Source organism: Lysobacter sp. DMC97 (assembly GCF_056313745.1).
In genome coordinates this window covers 249,103-273,254 of record NZ_JBQUZR010000003.1, presented here as the reverse complement: position 1 = coordinate 273,254, position 24,152 = coordinate 249,103, and the positions used below count along the sequence as shown (strand labels likewise).

Genomic DNA, 24,152 nt, shown 5'->3' with positions numbered 1-24,152 from the left:
GCCGGGGCGGGCAGGAAGCCGGCATCGGCTTCGCCGCCCGACGCGCGGGAGCTCCCGCGGAACGCACATGGACCGGGGCCTGGCCCCGCAATATCAAGGAGTCGGTATATGCGAAAGATGAAACTCGCGCTCGGTGTCCTGCTGCTCGCGGGCGGCATGGGCACGAACCTGGCCCACGCCAACCTGCCTGCCCCCGAGGGTGGCGGCGGCATCTGCGGCGCGTGGGAGTGGACCAGCGGCACCTCGTTCCGGCGACTGTGCATCGATGGTTCGCTGTCCTGGTACGAGTACATGACCATCAAGCCCTGACACACCGGGAACCGACGCGATCCGGTCGGCCCGCGACGGGATGCCACCATGCGGAATCCCGTCGTTTCACACCGAGCCCCCGCTCGCTCCTCGCGGGCCTCCACGCCAGCCCGACCCTCGCGATCCCGCGCACGCCAGCGACGACTTCATTCCGCCCGGTGCGCCGGCACGGAAGCCTCACCGCACTGCGCGCACGATCAGGCACCGACGCCCACGGAAATGCGGCGCCGACACCGCCAGGCCACTGCGCTTCGCCACCTCGCCGACACCCGGCTCGCGCATGCTTGACCTCGCCCCGGGCCGAGGCCGCATGCTGCCACCCCGCCGCCGCTTCCACCACAGGCCGGGCCCCGCCCGACGAGACCCCGCATGTCCCCGGATGCCGCCGACCACGACGCCAACCCGTCGATCCTCGCCCCCGCATTCCTCGCCACCACGATCGGGATGGTCGCGCTGGTCGGGCTGATCGGGTTCGAGGCGCTGGCGGTGGCGACCGCGATGCCGACCGTGGCCAAGGCGCTGGACGGGCTGCGCCTGTACGCGCTGGCGTTCGGGCTGACCATCGCCACCAGCACCATCGGCATGACCCTCGCCGGCCCGTGGGGCGATGCGCGCGGCCCGGCACCGCCGCTGTGGACGGGACTGGGCTGCTTCGTCTGCGGCCTGCTGATGGCCGGCTGCGCGACCACGATGCCGATGCTGCTGGCCGGCCGCCTCGTGCAGGGGCTGGGCGCCGGCGGCATCTACGTCGCGCTGTACGTGCTGGCCGGCGAGCGCTACCCGGCGGCGACCCGGCCGCGGCTGTTCGCGGCGTTCTCGGCGGCGTGGGTGGTGCCGTCGCTGGTCGGCCCGGCGGTGAGCGGCGCGATCGTCGAACACCTGGGCTGGCGCTGGGTGTTCCTCGGCGTGCCGGCGCTCGCCCTGCCGGCCGCGCTGGCGCTGGTGCCTGCACTGCGCGGGACGCGGCCGCGCACGGGCCGGTTCGCCGATGGCGGCCATCGCGTGCCGTGGGCCTGCGGCGCAGCGATCGGCATCTGCCTGCTGTACCTCGGCGGACAGATGCGCGGCATGACCGCGCTGGCGGTGCTGCTGCCCGCGACGGCGCTGACGCTGGTGTCGACACATCGCCTGCTGCCGCGCGGCACGCTGCGCGCCGTACGCGGCCTGCCCAGCGTGATCGCACTGCGCGGACTGGTCTGCGCGGCGTTCTTCGGCGCCGAAGCCTTCCTGCCGCTGCTGCTCTCGCGCGAACGCGGGCTCTCGCCCACGCAGGCGGGACTCGCGCTCACGGCCGGCGCGCTCGGCTGGTCCGCGGCGTCGTGGTACCAGGGCCATCGTCGTAACGGCTGGAGCCGGCACCGCTTCCTGCGCGTCGGCACCGCCTGCGTGTGCGCGGGGCTGGCGCTGTCGGCCTCGGCGCTGCTGCCCGGCGTGCCGGTCGCGATGGCGGTGCTCGGCTGGGTCGTGGCCGGGCTGGGCATGGGCCTGATCTCGGCGAGCCTGGCCGTGCTGACCCTGGCGATGTCGCCGGCCGACCGCCAGGGCGAGCATTCCTCCGCGCTGCAGTTGAGCGAAGCGACGATGGTCGCGACCACGCTCGCGATCGGCGGTTCGCTGTTCTCGATGCTGCTGGGGCATTCCACGCTCGCCGCCTACGGCGTGGTGTTCGCGATCGCGGGCGTGATGGCGGTGCTGGCGGCACTGGTCGTCGCGCGGACGGGTGCGCGGGCCTACGTGGTGAATTGAGCGGCGGCGCAATGCGAACGCCGCGCGGATGTCGCCTGCGCGGGCCCATGCACGTCGCGACCCGATGACGCATGCGGTCGCGACTCACGTCGCTCCTGCAAAGCGGAGCCGCAACGGCAGCTCCCTCGCTGCGCTCGGGATGACAGCGGGAATTCAGCGCCCGTCGCGGGCGGCCCACGCCTGCACGATCCGCGCGATCTCGCGCACGCCGTCGGTGAGCGCGGCGGGGCCGGGCTGCAGGATGATCGGCGACTTGATCTCGTGCAGTTCACCGTCGCGCACCGCCGGGATCGCCTGCCAGCCGGGCCGCGCGGCGACCTTCTCCGGCCGGAATTTCTTGCCGCACCACGAGCCGAGGATCAGGTCCGGCGCGCGCCGGATCACTTCGTCGGGGTCTTCGAGGATGCGGCCCTTCGCGAGCGACGAGGCCGCGCGCTCGGGGAAGACGTCGTCGCCGCCGGCGATTGCGACCAGCTCCGACACCCAGCGGATGCCGGTGATCTGCGGCTCGTCCCATTCCTCGAAGTACACCTTCGGCCGTCGCGGCAGCGTCGCCGCCTGCGCGGCGATGGCGTCGAGCCCGCGGCGCAGTTCGTCGGCGTATGCATTCGCGCGCTCGGCGACGCCGACCAGCGCGCCGAGCCGGCGCACGTAGTCGAGGATGCCGTCGACGCCGCGGTGGTTGCTGATCCACACCTCGACGCCGTGCTTGATGAGCGCCGACGCGATGTCGGCCTGGATGTCGGAAAAGCCGACCACGAAATCCGGCTGCAGCCGGAGGATCTCGTCGATCTTCGCCGACGTGAACGCGCTGACCTTCGGCTTTTCCTTCCGCGCCCGCGCCGGCCGCACGGTGAAGCCGCTGATGCCGACGATGCGGTGCTGCTCGCCGAGCGCGTACAGCACCTCGGTCGGTTCCTCGGTCAGGCAGACGATGCGTTGCGGGCCCATGCGGCTGTGGCAGAGTGAAGCGGTCGCCCAGTCTACCCGTCGCCCGATGCGCCCTGTGCCGCTCATCGCCTGCCTGATGATCGTTTGCGCCGCAGGGTGCGAGTCTTCGCACGGAGATCGCGATGCCGCAGGGACGAACGCTGCCGCACCGCGCGTCGCCGACGACGCGACGACGCGCGACGACAGCAATGCACCCTCCGGGGCGGCGACGTCGGCAAATTCCGAAAGCGAGGCCGAGAGCGCCGCGCGCACCGCCGACGTGGACCATGCGGAGGCAGAGGGTTGGGAGCGCAAACTTCTTCTCAGCGTCGATGTGCGGGATGCACGGACCGGAACGCCGGTCGCAGGCGTCGCGGTCGGCCGCGGCCACACGGACGCACGCGGGCACCACGAAGAACACCGGCCGATGCCATACCCGGGCGAGCAGATCGAGGTGCGCTGCCCCACGCGCATCGCCGGGATGGAGGGCCATCGCATCGGGACGGCACCTTTCGTGATCCGGAACGGACGCGCGGAAGCGGTGATCCGGGTCATCGCCGACTGCGCGGAACCCGCCGAACACCGGCGCCTCCGCGCCCTCGCGGGCTTCTACGTCTCGGGGTTCGAAACCTCGGCGTTCCTGCCCTGCTCCGGCATGCCGGTTGAAGCCGCCTACTACGACTGGCCGCACGGTTACTGGGCCGATCCTTCGCCTGCCGTGCGATACGCGCTGGATCGCGCGGTGCCATCGTCGTTCGACGTGACCGCACGCATCCCGTTCCAGAGGGGCCTCAGGAAGGCCTATGTCGAGTGGCTGACCACCGAAATCGGACCCGGACTCAAGGGCGGCATGGGCAACGCGCTGTACGAACTGGAGGTGCACGCCCTGTTCCGCGCCTCGGCCACGCCGCCCGCCAGTTGCCACCCGGTCGACTGGGACCGCTTCCCGCTTCCCGCTTCCGCCAACGCCGAACTCCGAAGAACGACGTCGACTGTTCCTTCTTTCGCTCCGACGGTAACCCGAAGGTCAGGGATACAGCATCCGCTTCGTCCACGCGCCATCCACGCCGCATTCGTACAGGTGCCGCTCGTGCAGGCGGAACTGGGCGCCGTACCAGAACTCGATGGCCTGCGGCTTCACGCGGAAGCCGCCCCAGCGCGGCGGGCGTGGGACATCGACGCCCTCGAAGCGCGCCTTCGCGTCGGCGAAGCGCTGCTCGAAGGTCTCGCGGCTTTCCAGCGTCTCGGACTGGTGCGAGGCCCAGGCGCCGAGCTGGCTGTCGCGGGGACGCTGCGCGAAGTAGGTGTCGGCTTCGGCGTCCGGGACGATCTCGACGTCGCCCTCGATGCGCACCTGCACGCCGTCGTCGCCCAGCGCCTTCCAGAAGAACAGCAGCGCGCAGTGCGGGTTGGCCTGCAGTTCGCGGCCCTTGCGGCCGTCGAGGTGGGTGTAGAACACGAACCCGTCGGGGCCGTGCGACTTCAGCAGCGCCATGCGCGCCGACGGGCGGCCGTCGGGCGTGGCGGTGGCGACGGTCATCGCGGTGGGTTCGGGCAGGCCGGCCTTGGCCTGGGCGTACAGATCATCGAACGTGGCGAGCGCTTCGTGCAGGAGCGACATGGCGGGGGTCCCTTGCGGCGTTGCGCTATTGTCGCCCGATGCCGCAGGCGTCGCATCCGACCACGATCAAATCCGGCGCGACCGGCGTCGACCGGCCCGGCTTCGCGCCGGCGCTCGTCGCCGACCTGCTCGACGACACCCTGCGCCACGAGGCCCGGGTCTTCGGCATCGCCGGGCTGCAGGGCAGCGGCAAGTCGACGCTCGCGGCGCAGGTGGTCGCGCTGGCGAAGGCGCGCGGGCTGCGTGCGGCGACGCTGTCGATCGACGACGGCTACCTGAATCCCGGGGAGCGGCGGCGGCTGGCGCGCACGGTGCATCCGTTGCTCGCGACCCGCGGGCCGCCGGGCACGCATGATGTCGCGCTGCTGAGCGGGACGCTGGACGCGGTGCGCGCCGACCGCGCGACGCGGCTGCCGCGGTTCGACAAGGGCCATGACCGGCGCCTGCCACCGTCGCGCTGGCCGACGGTCGGGGCGCTCGACCTGCTGGTCTTCGAGGGCTGGTGCCTGAAGGTGCCGGCCGAGGACGCCGTGGCGCTGGCGACGCCGGTGAATGCATTCGAATGCGACGAGGATGCCGACGGCACGTGGCGCCGCTGGTGCAACGCGGCGCTCGGCCGCGACTATCCAGCGCTGTGGGCGCGGATCGATCGGCTGCTGTGGCTGCAGCCGCCGGGCTTCGACGTGGTGGCGGACTGGCGCTGGCAGCAGGAGCAGGCGCGACCGGGCGGCGGCATGCGGCTGTCGCGCGCCGGGGTCGACCGCTTCGTGCAGCACTTCGAGCGCGTCAGCCGGCAGGCGCTGCGCTGCCTGCCGGGGATCGCCGACCGCACGCTGCGGCTGGATGCGCGGCGCCGGGTCGCGGACTGAGCGTCACGGCATGACCGGCGCCGGCGGGGTCATTCGACGACGAAACTGACCCGCATGTTGACCCGCCACTCGGTCACGTTGCCGTCGTTGTCGGTGACGACCTTGGTTTCGTTGACCCAGGCGCCCTTGATGTTCTTCACCGACTCGGCGCACTTCTTCAGTCCGGAACGCACCGCGTCTTCCATGCTGTTCGGGGAAGACGCATTGATTTCGATGATCTTGGCGACGGACATGACGCGTTCCTCGTGCGGAACCGGCGAAGCGCCGGACCGGCAGCATACGCCCGCACTGTTAAGATGCCGGGATGTCCCCCGCCCCCCACCTCGTCCTGGTCGGACCGATGGGCGCCGGCAAGAGCGCGCTGGGCCGCCGGCTGGCGCAGCGCTGCGGCGTGCCGTTCGTCGACCTCGACCGCGAGATCGAAGCCCGCGCCGGGGCCGACATCCCGACCCTGTTCGCCCGCGACGGCGAGGCCGGCTTCCGCCGGCTGGAGCGCGAGACGCTGGCCAACCTCCTGGACGGCCCGGCCTGCGTGCTCGCCACCGGCGGCGGCGCGGTGCTCGACGCCGGCAGCCGGGCACGGATGCGCGAACGCGGCTACGTGGTGCACCTGCGGATCGAGGTCGAGCAGCAACTGGCGCGACTGGCCAATGACCGCAAGCGGCCGCTGATCGCCGGCGACGACCGCGAGGCCGTGCTGCGCCGGCTGGCCGCGGAGCGCACGCCGCTGTACGCCGAAGTCGCCGACCTGGTGTTCCCGACCGGCGGCACCGACCCGGCCGACGACACCGCCGCGCGGCTGGCGCAGGCCCTGCACGGCCTGTGGCCCCGCGACGCGGCACCGCCTTCCCCCCTTCCGACGGAGCCGGCATGAGCGCTTCCGACCTGCAGGTCGTCCACATCGGCGGCCCCCATCCCTACGCCATCGCCATCGGCGAAGGCCTGCTCGACGACGGCATCGCCCTGACCTCGCGGCTGCGCGGCCGCCACGCGCTGATCGTCAGCGACGACCACGTGTCGCCGCTGTACGCGCGGCGGGTCGAAGTGGCGCTGCACAACGTGCGCCCGGAGCTGATCCTCGCCCGCTTCGTGATGCCGCCCGGCGAACAGGCCAAGACCCTGGCGCACTTCGCCGAGGCGCTCGACGCCCTCGCCCGCCTCGGCGCCACCCGCGACGCCTGCGTGCTGGCGCTGGGCGGCGGCGTGGTCGGCGACCTCGCCGGCTTCGCCGCGGCCTGCTGGATGCGCGGCATCGACTGCATCCAGCTGCCGACCACGCTGCTGGCGATGGTCGATTCCTCGGTCGGCGGCAAGACCGCCGTCGACCTGCCGCACGGCAAGAACCTCGTCGGCGCCTTCCATCCGCCGCGCGCGGTGTTCGCCGACATCGCCGCGCTCGACACCCTGCCCGACCGCGAACTGCGCGCCGGGTTGTCGGAGGTGGTGAAGTACGGCGCGATCGCCGACGTGCCCTTCCTCGACTGGCTGGAGGCGAACGCGGCCGCGCTGCTGGCCCGCGACCGCACGGCGCTGACGGAAGCCATCGCCCGCAGTTGCCGGCACAAGGCCGACATCGTCGAGCGCGACCTGTACGAACATGGCGACCGCGCGCTGCTGAACTTCGGCCACACCTTCGCCCACGCCATCGAGACCGAGCAGGGCTACGGCACCGTCGGCTCCGAGGTGCTGAACCACGGCGAAGCGGTGTCGGTGGGCATGGTGCTGGCCGCGCGGCTGTCGGCCCATCTCGGCATGGCCCCGGCGGCCGACGCCGTGCGCCTGCAGGGCCTGCTGGACGCCTTCGGCCTGCCGACGGCGCTGCCGGACGGCCTCGCGCCGGACCGGCTGATCGCGCGGATGCGGCTGGACAAGAAGGCCCACGCCGCCGGCCTGCGCTTCATCCTGTGGGAAGGCGCCGGCGTGGCGCGGATCGTCGACGACGTGCCCGAAGGCGCGCTGGCGGACGTGCTGCTCGGCGACTGAGCGCGCCGCCCGTCATCGCCTCTCATCGCCCGGCCCGCCACGGACCGCCGCCCGCTTACAATCCGTCCCCATGCGCATCCTCCTGCAACGACGACCCGACGGCCACGAAGCCCCGAAATTCGTGCAGTTGCAGCTGGAGGCCGACCTGTTCGGCGGCTGGACGCTGGTCCGCGAGACCGGCCAGATCGGTGTCCGCAGCACGGTCCGCCGCGAACAGCATGCCGACCAGGCCAGCGCCCTCGCCGCGTTCGAACACGCCCGCGACCAGACCCTGAAGAAGGGCTTCCAGCTGATGTTCGTGCAAGGCGTCGACGCGCCGCCCTGAGCGCGCGCCGCGCCGCCCGCGTTTTCCCCCATTCCGTCTTCCCAGGATTTCCCGTGACCCAGGCCTCCCCGCTCCGCAACGACCGCTTCCTGCGCGCGCTCCGCCGCGAACCCGTGGACTGCACGCCGGTGTGGCTGATGCGCCAGGCCGGACGCTATCTGCCGGAGTACCGCGCCACCCGCAAGCGGGCCGGCAGCTTCCTGGCGATGGCGAAGAACCCCGAGCTGGCCTGCGAAGTCACGCTGCAGCCGCTGGAACGCTTCCCGCTGGACGCGGCGATCCTCTTTTCCGACATCCTCACCGTGCCCGACGCGATGGGCATGGGCCTGTATTTCGTCGAAGGCGAAGGCCCGAAGTTCGAGCGCCCGCTGCGCACCGCCGAGGACGTCGCCAAGCTCGCCGTGCCCGACATGGAGACCGAGCTGCGCTACGTGATGGACGCGGTGCGCGTGATCCGCCGCGAACTCGACGGCCGCGTGCCGCTGATCGGCTTCTCCGGCAGCCCGTGGACGCTGGCCTGCTACATGGTCGAAGGCGGCGGCAGCGACAACTTCTCGAAGATCAAGGCCATGGCCTTGAACGCACCCGACCTGCTGCACCGCATCCTGTCGGTGAACACCGACGCGGTGATCGCCTACCTCGCCGCGCAGCGTGCCGCCGGCGCGCAGGCGCTGCAGGTGTTCGACACCTGGGGCGGCGTGCTCAGCCCGGCGATGTACCGCGAATTCTCGCTGCCCTACCTCGTGCGCATCGCGAAGGAACTCGAACGCGGCGACGGCGCCGAGCGCGCGCCGCTGATCCTGTTCGGCAAGGGCAACGCGCCCTATCTCGAAGAGCTCGCCGCCTCCGGCACCGACGCCGTCGGCGTCGACTGGCTGATCGAACTGGGCGACGCCGCGCGCCGCATCGGCGGCCAGGTCGCGCTCCAAGGCAACCTCGACCCCGCGACGCTGTACGGCAGCCCCGACGCCATCCGCGCCCAGGTCCGCCACGCCCTCGACAGCTACGCCGCCGGCAACGGCGGCTCCCGCGACGGCCACGTCTTCAACCTCGGCCACGGCCTCTCGCCCGACATGAACCCCGACCACGTCGCGGCGCTGGTGGAAGCGGTGCATGCGGGGAGTGCGAGGGCATAGACACTCTCCTTTTCCAAGCCCGGAAAATGTATACAGAAGATCAGATCGACGAAATCTGGATAGAAAGCAGGATCATCATCAAGAAGCTCGCAGACCTCAGCGCGAGCCTGATGATCGCCTCGTCCCGCATGCGAGAAGAAGCTCGCGAGCACGCGATTCACGGAGTCTCGAGGCGACTCGGCATCATCCGAAGCTGTTTGATCTTCTTCTTCGACGAACTGCCGCCCGACCTCGAGAACGAAGCCAGCCTAGAAATTCGATCATCGGGAAATGCACACTTGCATGCATTCCTTCTCAACTGCGTCGGCGCGTGCGACAACATTGCTTGGCTGATCGCCTATCAACGCGATCTGGACAAGACCATGAACCTCAGCGACAACAAGATCAGAAAAGGTATTGGCATCTTTTCACCAAAATTTCAGACCCATCTACCACCTAAAATATTGGCAAAAACCAAGACCTACGGCGACTGGTTTAAGAGGATAAGCGCACAACGAGATCCTGTCGCACATCGAATTCCTCCATACATCATTCCTTATTGGTCTGTCGATTCCACGGGTGCACGGGATTTCACTCCAACCTACGTAAGCAGGCCCAGAGAAAGCTCTGCTATCCCACTTCACGCTCAATGCATTGCCGACGCGGGCGCAGTTTTTGAGATCGCTGAAGCGCTCTTGGCGGACATTCCGATTTTGGCCCCTTGATTGATCATCATCGACAAAAGTTCTGCATAGCACATCGCGCCAGTTTCAAAAGATCACTTCCGGCGTTCAAAGCCAAGCCTGCTTGGCTTTTTTGAATTTGACGTTGACCTGCCATCCCCTGGTCGCGACGGGCTTCGCGGATCAGGCCCGCAGGGCGCGCGGCAGGACGCCGCGCGTTTTTCGACAGGACAGGGACGTCCTGTCGAAAAACCCCGCGAAATCCGTGCACCCGGCGCAACGCGCCGGGCGCGACCGACGGGGTGTGCTTTCTTTGGGTCACCCTTTCTTTGCACAAGCAAAGAAAGGTGACTCGCTCGCGGCAGCGAGCGAAACCTACGAACAACAGTAGTGCGTTCAGAGCTGGATCCCGGCGCTCACCGGGATGACGGATCCTGTTCGCCCGATGTTGCCTGCCCCGGCAAAGACGGCGGGCCGGGGCCCGCCCTACGACGTCGTTTCGGCGTGGTGCGCGACGATCTCCGCCAGACGCTCGCCCGTCACCGGCTTGCGCACGAACGCGTCGAAGCCGGCGGCCAGCGCCTGCGGTTCGGCTTCGGGATCGGCGCGGGCGGTGATCGCGACCATCGGCCGATCGAAGCCCGACGCGCGCAGTTGGCGCGCGAGCGCGAGGCCATCCATGCCGGGCAGGTCGAGATCGAGCAATGCGAGGTCGAAACGCTTTGTCGCCTGAGCGGACAGCGCCGCCAGCGCGTGCGCCGCGTGCACGACGCGATGCCCCTGCGCCTGCAGCAGACCGGTGAGCACGTCGGCGACGGTCGGGTCGTCCTCGACCAGCAGCACGTCGCGCACCGGCACCGCGGTGACTGCAGGTGCGGCGATCGCATCGGCCGGCAGCGCGGCGCGCGCCAGCGGCAGGCGCACGGTGAAGCAGGCGCCTTCGCCCGGCGCGCTGGCGAGCTCGATGCCGCCGCCCATCGCCACCGCGAGTTCCTGGCAGATCGCCAGCCCCAGCCCGCTGCCGCCGTAACGGCTGGCGGTGCGCGCGCCTTCGGCCTGCTCGAAGCGGCGGAACAGCCGGCGCTGCTGTTCGGCATCGAGCCCCGGCCCCGTATCGGAGACCGCAAAACGCAGGCCCTGCGGCGCGAGCGTCTCGACCGACAGCGCCACCTCCCCACGCTCGGTGAACTTGATCGCGTTGCCGAGCAGGTTCAGCAGGATCTGGCGCAGCCGCGTGGCGTCGCCGTGCCAGCCGCCGCGCGCGTCGTCGTCGAACGACACGACGAAGCGCAGGCCCTTGCGCTCGGCCAGCGGGCGCATCAGGCCGACGACTTCCTCGACCAGCGGCACGAGCGCGAACGGCGCCTCCTGCAACTCGAAGCGTCCGGCTTCGATCCGCGCGAGATCCAGCGCGTCGTTCACCAGTCGCAACAGGTGGTCGCCGGCACGGCGGATCGCCTGCACGTGACCGCGCTGCTTCGTGTCCAGCGACGTGGACAGCAGCAGTTCGCTCATGCCGAGCACGCCGGTCATCGGCGTGCGCACTTCGTGGCCGAGGTTGGCGAGGAAGCGGCTCTTGGCCTGCGAGGCCTGTTCGGCGAGTTCGCGCTTCTGCTGGATCAATTGGTAGGCGTGCCGGCGCCGCGCGCGCATCCGGTCGAGCCAGGCCAGCCACAGCAACAGCGACGCCGCCGCCAGCGCGTACAGCGCGATCGCCCACCAGCGCCGCCACCACGGCGCCTCCACCCGCAGGACGATCTTCCGCACCGGCGACCACACGCCCTCCGCATTCGCGCCCTGCACGTCCAGCACGTAGCGCCCCGGCGCCAGCGTCGAGAAGACGCGTTCGCCACGCTCGCCCTCGTCGCCCTGCATCACCCAGTCCGGATCGAAGCCGTGCAGCCGGAAGCGGTAGCGATGCCGCACCGGATTGACGTAGGACATCACCCGCGCGACGACGCGCAGGTCGCGGTCGCCGGGCCGCACGACCACACCCTCGGGCGAGGCCGGATCGAACTCCACCGTGTCCTCGCCGCGCCGCAGCGACAGCGTCTCGATCGACAGCGGCGACGGGTGCGTGGCCGGCAGCGGGCGATCGGGATCGAAGCGCACCAGCTCGCGGCCGGCGAGCACCACGCCGCTGCCGCGCGGACCGCGGGCGAGCTGGTCGACGGCGAGGTCGAGTTCCGGCAGGCCATCGGCCAGCCCGAAGACCCGCGCCCGTTTCGCCGCAAGGTCGTACTGCAGCAGGCCGCGCACGCTGTTCGCCCACAGCTGGCCGTCCGCCGAGACGCGCAGGCTGCGCATCTCGGCGTTCGGGATACCCGCATCCACGGACAGCCGTTCGAGCAGATGCAGGCGTCGCCCGTCCCAGCGATAGCGTTCGAGACTGCCGAAGCGCGTGACCCACAACTGGTCGGCAGCGGCGAAGTCGAGCGCGTAGACGTATTCGCCGGGCACCACCGGCACGATCCGGAACGCCTGTCCGTCCCAGCGGCGCAGCGCATGGCCATCGCTGTACCACGGCGCGCCGTCGGGCGCGAAGCGCAGGTCGATGAAGGCCTCGGCCTCGCCGCCGATGGTCGCGTTCGCATCGAAACGCCGCGCGGGGCCGCCGTCCGGCGGCAGCAGCACGAGGTCGCCGCCATACAGCGACACCCACAGCCGCCCGGCGGGATCGCAGGCCAGCGTTTCGGGCCGGTGCGAGTCGGCCGGATCGTCGATGCGCAGCACCCGCCGCACGCGCCGGGTCGCACGGTCGAACACCAGCGCACCCTCGTCGTCGGCGATGGCGATGCGGCCGTCGTCGCAGGCGCGGACCGCCCTGGGCATCGCGAGCCCGAGCGATGCGGCGTCGGCGATCCGGACCAGGGCACCGTCATCGCGCCCCTGGCGATAGAGTCCGCCGGCGCTCAGCGCCCAAGCCTCGCCGGCGGTATCCAGCGTCGCGCTCTGCAGGTAGGGCGAGGCATCGTCCGCCGGCAAGGCCGCGCGGCGGAAGCGCGGCGGCCCCGGCGGCACGTGGAACAGCCCCTGCGAATAACCGGCGATCCACACGCCACCTTCGTGATCGGCCACCACCCGCACCGCGCCATCGGTCACGCCGAACCGGGCATCGCGCGCGTCACCGGCCACGGCATCGCGTTCGCCGGCATCGCGACCGCGCCGGTACAGGCCGTCATAAGTGCCGATCCACGCATCGCCGGCGGCGTCGACCGCCACCATCGCCCGCCGGGTCTCGCGCGGCGCCGGCCAGGGCAGCGGCAGTGGACGGTCGTTGCGATCCAGCCGCAGCAGCCGGGTGTCGCCGGCGACCCAGAGGCCATCGTCCGGCGCCGGGCTGAAGGCATAGACCCCGGCATCGCCCAGCCCGGGCAGGCGGACACGTTCGGCCTGCACCGGCACGCGGCGCGGATCGAGACGCCACAGACCGTCCGCGGTGCCGACGAGCAGCGTGCCGGAGGGGCGGAGGGTCATGGCTACCACTAGGCCATCACCAAAAAAAGAATGCCCCCTTGATGGTCGCAGGCGAGCCACAGTGCCATCCGGACTGATACGACATAAATAGCCAATTGTCGTAAACAACCAGAGCGTACCATCCGCAGTCGAGGCCATGGTTTCAATGTCATTCGCACACACCGCAGCCTCCCCCGGGAAGACCACCGGATGCAGGCGATCCCGGTCGCGGTCCATCCACACCAGGCCATACCAGCTCGCGATCCACAGCCGGTCGCGGGCATCGACGTGCAGCACGGTGATCTCGTTGCCGGGGAGCGTCGGCGCACGGCCGATCTCGCGCCGCCAGAAGCGGAAGCCGGTGCCGTCGTAGCGGGCCAGTCCGTCGCCCGTGGCGAGCCAGACATAGCCCTCGCGGTCGACGACGATGTCCGACAGCGTGGGCGACAGTCCCTGCGCGGCGCCGAAATGCACCAATCGCGGGGCCGCGTCGGCGGAGGATGCGTCGACCACGGCTGCCGAGGCCGGCCGCAGCGCAGCCGCCAGCACGACAACCGCGAGCACGATCGCCTTCACGAGCCCATCGAGCGTCGCCATCGTCCAGACGCTCCCTGTCCGCATGCCTCCCCCTGCGCGTCGATCCCGCGCGCCCCGTGCCGACGTCATGTCCGCGACGGATCGTTGCGGTCGCGGACGGGCACATCCTGCGGCATGGCCTAGAATCCGGCAAACCCGACGCGGAGGTGTCCGTCGATGCCATCCATCGCCCGTTCTGTCCGCCGCCAGGGCCTGTCCCTCGTCGCCGGCCTGCTGCTGATCGGCCACGCCCATGCGGCCGACCCCGCGCACTACCGGCTCGATCCGGTGCATACGCGGGTGCTGTTCGCGATCGAGCACGCCGGTTTCTCGCATGCGCTGGGCACGGTGTCCGGCAGCACCGGCACGCTGGATTTCGACCCGGACGACTGGACCACCGCGCGCCTGCACGCCCGCGTGCCGCTGGCCCGCGCCGACCTCGGCGACGCCGCGTGGAACCGCGCGGCGCTGGCCGGCAACCTGCTCGACGTCGCACGCTTTCCCGTCGCCGAGTTCGCCTCCACCACGGTCGAGCCGCTGGCGCCGGACCGCGCCCGCGTCCACGGCACGCTCACCCTGCACGGCGTCTCGCGCGAGGTCGTGCTGGACGTCACCCTCAATGCGCTCAAGCGCCACCCGCTGCCGCCGTTCCGGCGCACGGTCGGGTTCTCGGCCACCGCATCGCTCAGCCGCAAGGCCTTCGGCATCGACGCCTGGCCGTCGGTGATCGGCGACGCGGTCGAGCTGCGAATCGAGGCCGAGGCCGTGCGCGCCCGCGCCGACGGCAGCGACGACGACGCAACCGAATCGCCCGACGCCACCTCTGTTCCGGCAGCGACCTCCGCCGACACGCCTTCCGACTCCGACACGGACTCCACGCCATGACCCTGAAGAACACCGCCGACCGCTGGGGCGCCATCAGCCAGTTGCTGCACTGGACCATCGCCGCCCTGATCCTCTACATGGCCTACCTCGGCCTGACCATGGGCGACCTGCCCAACGGACCGGGCAAGATCCAGACCTACGCCCTGCACAAGTCGGTCGGCATCACCATCCTCGGGCTGGTCGCGCTGCGCCTGCTGTGGCGCCTGTACGCCGGTTCGCCCGCGCACGTGGCGGGCACGCCGACGTGGCAGCTGCGCATCGCCGGCGTCACCCATCTCGCGATCTACGGGCTGCTGTTCGCGATCCCGATCAGCGGCTGGGTGCTGAATTCCGCCGCGGGCTTCCCGCTGCAGTGGTTCCACCTGGTGAACCTGCCGCACATCGTCGAGCGCAACCACGACCTGCACGAACTGGCCGAAGAGGCGCACGAGCTGATGTTCTGGGCGCTGGCGCTGCTGGTCGTGATGCACGCCGGCGCGGCGTTCTACCACCACCTGTTCCAGGGCGACGCCACCCTCGCGCGGATGCTGCCCAAAGGCTGGCTGAAGACCGGTACGGCCGGCGCAACCGATGCCCCGCCGGCCACCTCTGGTGGCGATACCCCCGCCGAATGACGTTTCCAGGAGCCATGCCCATGTTGCGCACCACGCTGTCCACCCTCGTCCTCGCCGCCGCGCTCGTCGCGCCGGCGTTCGCCGCCGACTACACCCAGGCCGCCGGTTCCAGCCTGACCTTCACCGGCAAGTACCAGGGCGAGGCCTTCAACGGCCGCTTCCCCGGCTTCGGCACCGTGTTCTCGTTCGACCCGACGAAACTGGCGACGGCGAAGCTCGACGTCGTCATCCCGCTGGCCACCGCCACCGCGGGCAATCCCGACTACGACAGCGAGCTGCGCGGCGGGTCGTTCTTCAACAGCGGCAAGTTCCCGCAGGCCCGCTACACCGCGACCAAGTTCCGCAGCCTCGGCGGCAACAAGTACGCCGCCGACGGCGTGCTGTCGCTGCGCGGCGTCGCCAAGCCGGTGACGCTGACCTTCACCTGGACCGCGGGCGCGAAGCCGGTGCTCGCCGGCACCGCGGTGGTGAAACGGCTGGACTTCGGCGTCGGCAGCGGCGACTGGGCCGATACCGGCGTGATCCCGAACGAGATCCAGATCGCGACCAAGGTGATCTTCCAGCCCAAGCTGACGGCGCCGGCGGCGCACTGAGCCCGCGTCACTGCGCGTCGGGCTTCACCGGCCACAGGCGGTAGACGAACGCGCCGAGCATGTCGCCGGCGCGTTTGCGCTTGTGGCAGCCGAGGCATTCGTCGCCGGCGCGGATCGCGCCGGTGACCCGCAGCCCCGCGCCGTCCGGCACCACCACCAGGCGCTCGCCCGCGTCGAGCGCACGCAGCGCCTGGCGCTCTTCGTCCGTGATCGGGCGACCGGGGCCGCGCTGCAACGGCACCGCCTTGGCGGGTCGGTGGAACACGTCCATCGAGAAGCCGCTGCCGAACGCGCGCGGCGGATCGTGCTTCGCCACGCCGATCAGTTCGAGATCGGCCACGAACCAGGGCGAGTCGGCGACCGGCTTGTGCAGCACCCGCGCCATCGCCGGCAACCGGGTCCGGCCGAAACCTTCGCTGTCGATGAACGCCAGCACGAACTCGTCGTGCATGCGCAGCAGCGCGGGCGACGGGGCCGGCGTCTTCGGTCCGGCGGCCACGGCGCCGGCCAGCATCGCCGGCAGCAGGCACGCGGCCGCGCATCGCAGGCGTGCGGCGGTCATGCCGCGCTGGCGGTTCATGTTCATTTGCCGATACCCGTGCCACTGGCCCAGTCCGCGACCATGGCCGCATCGAACGGCCAGTCGAGCTCGGCGCCGTCGTCGCGGCGCAGCACCGGCAGGCGGTGGCCGTAGGTGGCTTCCAGCGCCGCATCGTCGTCGACGAACACGCTGTCGAACTCGGGCAGGCGTGCCTGCGCCAGCACGCCGATCGCGCGATCGCACAGATGGCAATCGTCGCGCTGGTAGAGCAGGAATCCCGACTTGCGAGCCACCATACGCCGCCGTCCCTGTCGCAGGAGTGATGGGGCATAGAATAGCGCCCCGCCGCGCCGGCATCTGCCGCGCACCGTCACCGGAGCCGCCGCATGGCCGTCAGCACCTTCGACCTGTTCAAGATCGGCATCGGTCCGAGCTCCTCGCACACGGTCGGGCCGATGCGCGCCGCCTGCCGGTTCGCCACGCACTGGCTGGACGAAGCCGGCGACCTCGCGCGCGTCGCGCGGGTGCGCGCCGAGGTGTTCGGCTCGCTGGCGCTGACCGGGCGCGGCCACGGCACCGACAAGGCCGTGCTGATGGGCCTGGAAGGCCACTGGCCGAACGAGATCGACCCCGACCTCATCCCGGAAGCGCTGGCGCGCATCCGCGGCGAGAAGCGGCTGCAGCTGCTGGGCCGGCATGCGATCGACTTCGACGAGAAGCGCGACCTGATCATGAACAAGCGCCAGAAGCTGCCGTTCCACACCAACGGCATGCGCTTCTCCGCCTACGACGCCGCGGGCGCCGAGATCGCCACCCGCGATTACTACTCCGTCGGCGGCGGCTTCGTCGTGAACCAGGACGAAGCGGCCGAAGACCGCATCGTCGCCGACACCACCGAACTGCCGCATCCGTTCCGCAGCGGCGCCGAGCTGCTGGCGCAGTGCCAGCGCAGCGGCCTGAGCATCGCCGCACTGATGTTCGCCAACGAGCGCGCGTGGCGCGACGACGACGCCATCCGTGCCGGCCTGCGCGAGATCTGGGACGCGATGCAGTCGTGCGTGCGCCGCGGCATCCGCGAGACCGGCACCCTGCCCGGCGGCCTGCACGTGACCCGGCGCGCGCCCAGCCTGCAGGCGGAGCTGTCGTCGCGTCCGGAAGCGGCGATGCGCGACCCGCTGACCGTGCTCGACTGGGTGAACCTCTACGCACTGGCGGTGAACGAAGAGAACGCCGCCGGCGGCCGCGTCGTCACCGCGCCCACCAACGGCGCCGCGGGCATCATCCCGTCGGTGCTGCACTACTACGACCGCTTCTGCGCCGGCGCGAACGAACAGGGCGTGTTCGATTTCATGCTGACCGCCGCCGCGATCGGCATCCTCTACAAGGAAAACGCCTCGATCAGCGGCGCCGAGGTCGGCTGCCAGGGCGAGGTCGGCGTCGCCTGCTCGATGGCCGCCGCCGGCCTCACCGCCGCGCTCGGCGGCACGCCCGCGCAGATCGAGAACGCCGCCGAGATCGGCATGGAACACAACCTCGGCCTGACCTGCGACCCGATCGGCGGTCTGGTGCAGATCCCGTGCATCGAACGCAACGCGATGGGCGCGGTGAAGGCGATCAACGCCTCGCGCATGGCGCTGCGCGGCGACGGCGAGCACAAGGTCAGCCTCGACAAGGTGATCCGCACCATGCGCGACACCGGCCGCGACATGCAGGACAAATACAAGGAAACCAGCCGCGGCGGGCTGGCGGTCAACGTCATCGAGTGCTGAGCCGCGGGGGCCGGACCGGCCCTCGGCCGCCCCGACGATGGGCGGCCGGCGCGATATCGACCATCGGATGAGAGCGTCCGGCGCCACCGCGCCCCGGGACGGCTTGGCAGCCGCCCCGGCTTGGCGCATTCTGAACGGCGAGCCGTACTCCCCCGTCGACGTGCCGCTGGCCGCCGAACCGTCTCGTCCGTTCCGTTTCGCGACCACCGGGAGATGCCATCGTGCTGCGAGTGCTGTGGCTGTCGGGCCTGTACCTGCTCGGCGTCTGGTACGCGGGCGTGTTCATGCGAACGCCCGAGGACGTCACTCTGTTCTGGCCGGCGGCCGGGGTCGCGTACGCCGCCGTCGTCCGCTACGGGCCGCGCTGGGCCCTGTTCATCCCGCTGCCCGTCGTGCTGGCCCACCTGCTCTGGGAACCGGTGCCGACGCTGTTCCTGCCGTTCTCGGTAGTCAGCAACGTGGTCGGCACGCTGGCCGGCGAGCGCGTGTTCCGCGCGCTGTCGGAGGGCCCGGTGCGCATCGGCGTGCGCAACGGGCTGGCGCTGCTGTGCGGCGCCGGCGTGGCCTCGGTGCTGGCGGCGCTGATCGGCGGCAGCGGCATGCTCGCGACCGGCATGGCCGATCCGGGCACCTTCTGGCCGACGTTCGCGCAGTGGAGCATGGCCGACCTGCTCGGGATCGTGTCGCTGACGCCATCGGTGCTGCTGATCACCCAGCCCCGCCCGCGCGACATCACCGGCGGCCTGCCGCCCGGCGAGCCGCGCCGGTTCGAGTACGTCCTGTGGGCGTGCTGCGCCGCGCTGTTCGGCGTGTTGTTCTACCTGCTCAGCCTGCGCGTCAGCTTCTACGCACTGGGCATCAGCACGCTGCCGCTGGCGCTGCTGGTCTGGACGGCGCTGCGCTTCCCGCCCTCGTGGACCGTGCTCGGGACCGGCGTGACCGTGGTGACGCTGACCAGCCTCACCGGCCTGGGGCTGATCGGTTTCCGCGCGCCGGCCGCGCCGCTCGACGCCGCGCTGCTGCTGGTCTTCCTGTGCGTGTTCGCGTTCATCCCGCTGATGCTGCTGGCAGCGGTGATCGAGCAGCGCCAGGCCAACCGCCGCGCGCTGCTGCGCGCCACCACCGATGCCGCCACCGGGCTGCCCAACCGCTCGGCGTTCATCGATGCGCTGGGCCGCGCGCTGCAGCACCGCGACGCGCTCGGCGGCGTCGCTTACCTCGACCTGGACCACCTCAGCGTGATCAACGACACCTCCGGCCATGCCGCCGGCAATGCCGTGATCCAGGCGATCGGCTCGCTGCTGCGCACGCTGGTGGGCCCGGAAGGCCAGGTGTTCCGCATCGGCGGAGACGAATTCGCGCTGCTGGTGCACGGCGACGCCGATGCCGTGCAGCAACGCGCCGAAGCCGCGCGCGCGGCGATCGAACGCTTTCGCGTGGGCTGGCAGGACCAGGGGCTGAACGTCACCGCCAGCCTCGGCGTGGCGATGTTCACGGCCGGTCGCACGCATCTGTTCGACCTGCTGTCGCTGGTCGACAGCGCCTGCTTCGCCGCGAAGGAACTCGGCGGCAACCGCATCTGCGTGGTCGGCAGTTCGCCCGGCGAACTGGAGGCACGCAACGAGGCCATGCGCTGGGCGGTGCGGATCCGCGACGCGCTGGAGCACGGCTGGTTCGAGCTGTACTGCCAGGCGATCTCGCCGCTGGGCGACGAGCCCGTGACCGGCCGCGCGATCGAACTGCTGCTGCGCATGCGCGATCCCGACACCGGCCAGGTGCTGACGCCGGGCGTGTTCATTCCGGCGGCCGAACGCTTCCATCTCGGCGTGCGCCTGGACCGCCACGTCATCGAACTCGCGCTGGGCTGGTTCGAGCGCCGGCCGGACGCGGTCGCCGGGCTGCGCCGCTGCGCGATCAACCTGACCGCCGCGTCGATGGTCGACGAACCGTTCCGGCGCTTCCTGCTCGATCGCGTACGCCGCAGCAGCGTGCCGCCGGGCAAGCTGTGCTTCGAGATCACCGAAAGCACGGCCGTGCGCGACCTGGCCGAAGCGCAGTCGCTGATCGACCAGCTGCGCGCGCTGGGCTGCCGGTTCGCGCTCGACGATTTCGGCACCGGCTTCTGCTCGTTCAACTACCTGCGCGCGCTCGACGTCGACTATTTCAAGATCGACGGCAGCTTCGTGCGCGGGCTGGAGGACTCCGCGCTGTCGACCGCGATCGTGCGCTCGATCACCGACATCGCCCACGTGCTCGACAAGCGCACCATCGCCGAACACGTCGAGACGGCCACCACCTGCGTGACCCTGCGCGCGCTGGGCGTGGACTTCGCGCAGGGCTTCGCACTGCACCGCCCGGAACCGCTGGAAAGCTTCTTCGCACCGTCGCGCACGGTCGGCGGCGGCGCGGAGAGTTATTCGATCTGAGGCGAACGCCCGCGCACGATCGCCAGCGCGTCGTCCAGCATCGAGGCGGCGGTGACCTCCGCCCCGGCGCCGGGACCCTGGATCACCAGCGGCTGCGCGCGGTAGCGGTCGGACCAGATCGCGACGCGGTTGTCGGTGCCGGCGCCACCGGCCAACGGATGCTCGGCCGGCAGCGCTTCCAGGCCGACGCGCGCGCGGCCGTCTTCCAGACGCGCGATGAAGCGCAGCTTCTCGCCGCGCTTGTACGCCTCGGCGTAACGCTCGCGCAGCGGTGCGTCGAGCTGCGGCAGCGCGGCGTCGACCCCGTCGACGGCGAGCGCGGCCAGCGCCGGCGGCACCAGCGAATCGACCGCGACCGCGCCGGCGTCCAGCGCGACGCCGGCGGCGCGGGCGAGGATCAGCAGCTTGCGGCGCACGTCTTCGCCGCTGAGGTCCTCGCGCGGGTCGGGCTCGGTGTAGCCGGCTTCGCGCGCCTGGCGCACGAAGCCCGAGAACGGGCGCAGGCCGTCGTAATGGTGGAACAGCCACGCCAGCGAGCCCGACAGCACGCCGGCGACGGCGTGGATGCGGTCGCCGCCGGCCTGCAGCGCGCGGAGTGCATGCAGCACCGGCAGCCCGGCGCCGACGGTGGCGCTGTCGCCGTAGCGGGCATCGCCGATGCGCTGCGCATCGCGGATCGCCCGCCAGCGCGCCAGCGACGTGCCCTGCCCCAGTTTGCAGGCGGTGACGACGTGCAGGCCGCGCGCGAGCCATTCGGCGTGGCGGTCGGCGACGAGGTCGCTGGCGGTGGCGTCGAGCACGATGCGCACGCCGTCGTCGCCGAGCCGCGATGGCAGGTCGTCGAGCGACACCGCCGGGCCGGCCACCGCGCGCCGCGACGCGCGCAGGCGCGCGCTGACGCAGCTCTCGGGACGGAACCACGTGCGCGAGTTCGCCACGTGCACCAGCGACAGCGCCACGGCGGGCGCGGTGTCGGGCGTCGCTTCCCACGTCGCGAGTCTTTCAAGCACGGCGCGGCCGACGGTGCCGGTGCCGAGCAACGCGATGCGTGCAGGCGCGGGGGCGTGGGCCGTCGCGACCGGCGACGAGGCGGGCGCGACGGCGGCGTTCATCGCGTGCCCAGTTTGCGCAGCTCGACGTCGGCGACGGCCGCGGCGCGATCGAGCGCGGCGGCGAGGTCGGCGACGAGATCGTCGGCATGCTCGATGCCCACCGACAGCCGCACCAGCCCGTCGGAAATGCCGGCAGCGGCGCGCGCTTCGGCGGTCATCGCCGCGTGCGTCATCGTCGCCGGGTGCGCGACCAGGCTTTCCACGCCGCCCAGCGATTCGGCCAGCGTGAACAGTTCCAGCCCGTCGACGAACGCGCGCACGGCCGCTTCGCCGCCTTCGAGTTCGAGGCTCAGCATCGCGCCGAAGCCGGTCTGCTGGCGTGCAGCCACCGCGTGGCCCGGATGCGAGGCCAGCCCCGGATAGTGCAGCGCGCGCACCGCGGGATGGTCTTCGAGCAGCGCGACGATCGCCTGCGTGTTCTCCTGGTGCACGCGCAGGCGCGCATCCAGCGTGCGCAGGCCGCGCAGCGTGAGGAAGCTGTCGAACGGCGCGCCGGTGATGCCCAGCGCGTTCGCCCACCACGTCAGCTGCGTGCCGGCCTCGGCGTCCTTCGCGATCACCGCGCCGCCGACCACGTCGCTGTGGCCGTTGATGTACTTCGTCGTCGAATGCAGCACGTAGTCGGCGCCGAACGCGATCGGCGTCTGCAGCGCGGGCGACAGGAAGGTGTTGTCGACCACCGCCAGCGCGCCGGCCGCGTGCGCGGCCTCGATCACGAAGCGCAGGTCGGTGATGCGCAGCAGCGGGTTGGACGGGGTTTCGATCCACACCACCTTCGGCTGCTGCGCCAGCGCGTCGGCGAGCGCGCGCGGGTCGGTGAAGTCGATGGTGATCAGCTCGAACGCGCCCTTTTTCGCCAGCGCGTTGAACAGGCGCCAGCTGCCGCCGTATGCGTCGTGCGGCACCACCAGGCGATCGCCCGGCGACAGCAGCGCGTGCAGCAGCAGTGTGATCGCGGACATGCCGGTGGAAGTGACCACCGCGGACGCGCCGCCTTCCAGCGACGCCAGCGCCTCGGCCAGCAGGTCGCGGGTGGGATTGCCGCTGCGGGTGTAGTCGTACTGCCGCTTCTCGCCGAAGCCGGCGAAGCTGAAGTTGGACGACAGCACCAGCGGCGGGGTGACCGCGCCGAAGGCGGTGTCGCGATCGATGCCGGCGCGCACGGCGCGCGTGGCGGTCTGCGGGCGGGAGGAGGCGGCGGCGCCGTCGAAATGCGCGCTCATGCCGCACCTCCGCAGGCGTCGAACGCAGCGGTGTCGAGGGTCTCGCGCACGAGTCCGGCGATCGCCGCGGTCTCGACCAGGAAGGCGTCGTGGCCGACCTTCGAGCGCAGCACGCGCAGCGTGCCCTGCGGCAGCGCCGCGGCCAGTGCGGCGAGATCCTCCTGCGGCACGAGGCGGTCTTCCTCGATCGCGACGACCGTCGTCGGCACCGCCACCGCGGCCGGGTCGATGCGGTGCAGGTCGATGGATTCGGACAGGCGCAGGAAAGCCGTCGGCGAGGTGCGCGCGACCCACGCGGCGGCGCAATGTTCGAGGTAATCCTCGGCGGCGACGCGGACGCGGCCGTGGGCCACCGCCGGCGCGTCGTCGAAGCGCTCCGCGAACTCTTCCGGCGTGCGGTAGCTCAGCATCGCCAGCTGCCGCGCCAGCGCCAGGCCCTGCGCTTCGTCGCACTGCAGCTGGCCCAGCGCCACCGCCTGGCGCTGCAGCGCACGCCACGCGCTGGCGAAGGGATGCGCGCGGTGCGCGCCGCTGATCGCGAGCAGGCGGCCGACGCGGCGCGGATGCCGCGCGGCGAACTGCAGGCCGACCATCGCGCCGTAGGAGCTGCCGAGGAAGGCGGCGACGCGCGCGATGCCGAGTGCGTCGAGCACCGCGGCAAGCGCATCGGCCTGGTCGGCGCTGTCGATCACCGCGTCCAGCGTGCCGTCGGCGCCCAGCCAGTCGATGGCGAGCACGCGCACGCGGCGCAGGTCCAGCCCGACGCCGTTCTGGCCTTCCCACCAGCCCGCTTCCGGAAACGCGGCGGTGGACACCACGTGGCGGTGCGCGGAGATGCCGCCGGCGGCGATCACCACAGGCGCATCGGCCGGACCGGCCAGTTCCCAGGCGATGCGCAGGTCGCGCTCGCCGGCATGGCGCAGGCGCAGGCGTGCGGAAACGCGGCCGCGGCGGGCATCGACGGCGGCATCGGCCGGGGCAAAGGCGGGCCGCGACGCGAGCGAGGCGGCGGGCGTTTCGGCGAAGGCGAGGGACATGGCGACGGTCTCCGGGGAAAGGGCCCATCGAGCCCGCGGGGAGACCGAAAACTGCTGAGCGCACGGCATGACGCAGCCGCTGCGCGCAACCATCTTCCGGTGGACCGACAGGTCCCCGCAGGAATTGGCACCTCGACGGCTGCGTGCGCTCCGCGCTCGCTGCCATCAGGTTGCCCCGGCGTCTTCGGGCCTGTCCCTCAGCCGGATCTTGATGGATGCAGGCAGCTTGCCCGAGCTTTTTCCGGATGTCAATCGCTTTATCCGCATGAAGCGATGGCATGTCATGCGACCAAGGTCGACGCTGTGACCGGCGCCGCGCATCGGCGATACTCGCGACGA

At 71.2% G+C, this 24,152-nt stretch carries 21 protein-coding genes, 1 pseudogene and 1 riboswitch; of the genes and pseudogenes, 13 read left to right on the top strand and 9 right to left on the bottom strand.

Annotated features, from left to right (window positions below; translation table 11 throughout):
* Nucleotides 1-108: 108 nt before the first annotated feature.
* Both ACT53Q_RS07405 and ACT53Q_RS07400 read left to right on the top strand, forming a co-directional pair.
* Nucleotides 109-309, top strand: a complete 201-nt coding sequence (locus ACT53Q_RS07405; protein ID WP_476186025.1) for a hypothetical protein — start codon at nucleotides 109-111, stop codon at nucleotides 307-309.
* Nucleotides 310-678: 369 nt separating this feature from the next.
* Entirely contained in the window at nucleotides 679-2,055 is a 1,377-nt protein-coding gene (locus tag ACT53Q_RS07400; protein ID WP_476186024.1) for an MFS transporter, read from the top strand.
* 153 nt (nucleotides 2,056-2,208) lie between these two features.
* On the opposite strand, the gene ACT53Q_RS07395 is transcribed toward ACT53Q_RS07400, so the two are convergent.
* Both ACT53Q_RS07395 and pdxH read right to left on the bottom strand, forming a co-directional pair.
* Nucleotides 2,209-3,006, bottom strand: coding sequence for a cobalamin-binding protein (locus ACT53Q_RS07395; RefSeq protein ID WP_476186023.1), 798 nt, complete (start codon nucleotides 3,004-3,006; stop codon nucleotides 2,209-2,211).
* A gap of 1,006 nt (nucleotides 3,007-4,012) precedes the next feature.
* Nucleotides 4,013-4,609, bottom strand: a pseudogene (pdxH, locus tag ACT53Q_RS07390) (pyridoxamine 5'-phosphate oxidase); the annotation flags it as partial.
* Nucleotides 4,610-4,644: 35 nt separating this feature from the next.
* On the opposite strand from pdxH, the gene ACT53Q_RS07385 reads away from it, so the two are divergent.
* Nucleotides 4,645-5,475 (top strand): kinase, encoded by an 831-nt coding sequence (locus tag ACT53Q_RS07385; RefSeq protein WP_476186022.1) that lies wholly within the window; start codon nucleotides 4,645-4,647, stop codon nucleotides 5,473-5,475.
* Between the two features lie 29 nt (nucleotides 5,476-5,504).
* Here ACT53Q_RS07385 and ACT53Q_RS07380 read toward each other — a convergent pair whose 3' ends face one another.
* On the bottom strand, nucleotides 5,505-5,708 hold the full coding sequence (locus ACT53Q_RS07380; protein WP_476186021.1) for a dodecin family protein: 204 nt from the start codon (nucleotides 5,706-5,708) through the stop codon (nucleotides 5,505-5,507).
* A 71-nt stretch (nucleotides 5,709-5,779) separates the two neighbouring features.
* Here ACT53Q_RS07380 and ACT53Q_RS07375 point away from each other — a divergent pair, with 71 nt between their 5' ends.
* The 5 genes from ACT53Q_RS07375 to ACT53Q_RS07355 all read left to right on the top strand — a co-directional run bounded on the left by ACT53Q_RS07375 (nucleotide 5,780) and on the right by ACT53Q_RS07355 (nucleotide 9,623).
* Nucleotides 5,780-6,349, top strand: coding sequence for a shikimate kinase (locus ACT53Q_RS07375; RefSeq protein ID WP_476186020.1), 570 nt, complete (start codon nucleotides 5,780-5,782; stop codon nucleotides 6,347-6,349).
* Nucleotides 6,346-7,458, top strand: coding sequence for a 3-dehydroquinate synthase (aroB, locus tag ACT53Q_RS07370; protein ID WP_476186019.1), 1,113 nt, complete (start codon nucleotides 6,346-6,348; stop codon nucleotides 7,456-7,458). The genes ACT53Q_RS07375 and aroB overlap by 4 nt, the downstream gene beginning before the upstream one ends.
* A 70-nt stretch (nucleotides 7,459-7,528) precedes the next feature.
* The gene (locus tag ACT53Q_RS07365; RefSeq protein ID WP_476186018.1) at nucleotides 7,529-7,783 is read left to right on the top strand and encodes a WGR domain-containing protein; all 255 of its coding nucleotides are present in this window, start codon (nucleotides 7,529-7,531) and stop codon (nucleotides 7,781-7,783) included.
* Between the two features lie 53 nt (nucleotides 7,784-7,836).
* On the top strand, nucleotides 7,837-8,919 hold the full coding sequence (gene hemE, locus ACT53Q_RS07360) for a uroporphyrinogen decarboxylase (RefSeq protein WP_476186017.1): 1,083 nt from the start codon (nucleotides 7,837-7,839) through the stop codon (nucleotides 8,917-8,919).
* Between the two features lie 26 nt (nucleotides 8,920-8,945).
* Nucleotides 8,946-9,623, top strand: coding sequence for a hypothetical protein (locus tag ACT53Q_RS07355; RefSeq protein WP_476186016.1), 678 nt, complete (start codon nucleotides 8,946-8,948; stop codon nucleotides 9,621-9,623).
* Between the two features lie 444 nt (nucleotides 9,624-10,067).
* Here ACT53Q_RS07355 and ACT53Q_RS07350 read toward each other — a convergent pair whose 3' ends face one another.
* Nucleotides 10,068-13,634, bottom strand: coding sequence for a hybrid sensor histidine kinase/response regulator (locus ACT53Q_RS07350; protein ID WP_476186015.1), 3,567 nt, complete (start codon nucleotides 13,632-13,634; stop codon nucleotides 10,068-10,070).
* A 156-nt stretch (nucleotides 13,635-13,790) separates the two neighbouring features.
* Here ACT53Q_RS07350 and ACT53Q_RS07345 point away from each other — a divergent pair, with 156 nt between their 5' ends.
* Genes ACT53Q_RS07345 through ACT53Q_RS07335 form a run of 3 tightly spaced genes read left to right on the top strand, consistent with a single transcriptional unit; the run spans nucleotide 13,791 to nucleotide 15,705 of the window.
* Complete coding sequence (locus ACT53Q_RS07345; RefSeq protein ID WP_476186014.1) at nucleotides 13,791-14,498, top strand: YceI family protein; 708 nt, start codon at nucleotides 13,791-13,793, stop codon at nucleotides 14,496-14,498.
* The gene (locus ACT53Q_RS07340; protein WP_476186013.1) at nucleotides 14,495-15,112 is read left to right on the top strand and encodes a cytochrome b; all 618 of its coding nucleotides are present in this window, start codon (nucleotides 14,495-14,497) and stop codon (nucleotides 15,110-15,112) included. Before ACT53Q_RS07345 ends, ACT53Q_RS07340 begins: the two co-directional genes overlap by 4 nt.
* A 20-nt stretch (nucleotides 15,113-15,132) precedes the next feature.
* Nucleotides 15,133-15,705: a YceI family protein gene (locus tag ACT53Q_RS07335; protein WP_476186012.1), complete on the top strand. Its 573-nt coding sequence runs from the start codon at nucleotides 15,133-15,135 to the stop codon at nucleotides 15,703-15,705.
* Between the two features lie 7 nt (nucleotides 15,706-15,712).
* Here ACT53Q_RS07335 and ACT53Q_RS07330 read toward each other — a convergent pair whose 3' ends face one another.
* Both ACT53Q_RS07330 and ACT53Q_RS07325 read right to left on the bottom strand, forming a co-directional pair.
* Nucleotides 15,713-16,285, bottom strand: coding sequence for a hypothetical protein (locus ACT53Q_RS07330; RefSeq protein WP_476186011.1), 573 nt, complete (start codon nucleotides 16,283-16,285; stop codon nucleotides 15,713-15,715).
* A 2-nt stretch (nucleotides 16,286-16,287) separates the two neighbouring features.
* Entirely contained in the window at nucleotides 16,288-16,542 is a 255-nt protein-coding gene (locus ACT53Q_RS07325) for a glutaredoxin family protein (protein WP_476186010.1), read from the bottom strand.
* Nucleotides 16,543-16,632: 90 nt separating this feature from the next.
* On the opposite strand from ACT53Q_RS07325, the gene ACT53Q_RS07320 reads away from it, so the two are divergent.
* Nucleotides 16,633-18,015: an L-serine ammonia-lyase gene (locus ACT53Q_RS07320; RefSeq protein WP_476186009.1), complete on the top strand. Its 1,383-nt coding sequence runs from the start codon at nucleotides 16,633-16,635 to the stop codon at nucleotides 18,013-18,015.
* A 221-nt stretch (nucleotides 18,016-18,236) separates the two neighbouring features.
* A complete protein-coding gene (locus tag ACT53Q_RS07315) occupies nucleotides 18,237-20,441 on the top strand; it encodes a putative bifunctional diguanylate cyclase/phosphodiesterase (protein ID WP_476186008.1) in 2,205 nt (734 codons plus the stop codon).
* Here the strand turns inward: ACT53Q_RS07315 and ACT53Q_RS07310 are convergent.
* From ACT53Q_RS07310 to metX, 3 genes are read right to left on the bottom strand one after another with little or no spacing between them, the layout of a single operon-like run.
* The gene (locus ACT53Q_RS07310) at nucleotides 20,429-21,553 is read right to left on the bottom strand and encodes a Rossmann-fold NAD(P)-binding domain-containing protein (RefSeq protein ID WP_476186007.1); all 1,125 of its coding nucleotides are present in this window, start codon (nucleotides 21,551-21,553) and stop codon (nucleotides 20,429-20,431) included. The two genes, ACT53Q_RS07315 and ACT53Q_RS07310, sit on opposite strands and share 13 nt — an antisense overlap.
* Nucleotides 21,550-22,776: an O-succinylhomoserine (thiol)-lyase gene (locus tag ACT53Q_RS07305; protein ID WP_476186006.1), complete on the bottom strand. Its 1,227-nt coding sequence runs from the start codon at nucleotides 22,774-22,776 to the stop codon at nucleotides 21,550-21,552. Before ACT53Q_RS07305 ends, ACT53Q_RS07310 begins: the two co-directional genes overlap by 4 nt.
* Nucleotides 22,773-23,813, bottom strand: coding sequence for a homoserine O-succinyltransferase MetX (metX, locus tag ACT53Q_RS07300; RefSeq protein WP_476186005.1), 1,041 nt, complete (start codon nucleotides 23,811-23,813; stop codon nucleotides 22,773-22,775). The genes ACT53Q_RS07305 and metX overlap by 4 nt, the downstream gene beginning before the upstream one ends.
* An 86-nt stretch (nucleotides 23,814-23,899) precedes the next feature.
* Nucleotides 23,900-24,031: riboswitch (SAM riboswitch) on the bottom strand.
* Nucleotides 24,032-24,152: the final 121 nt, after the last annotated feature.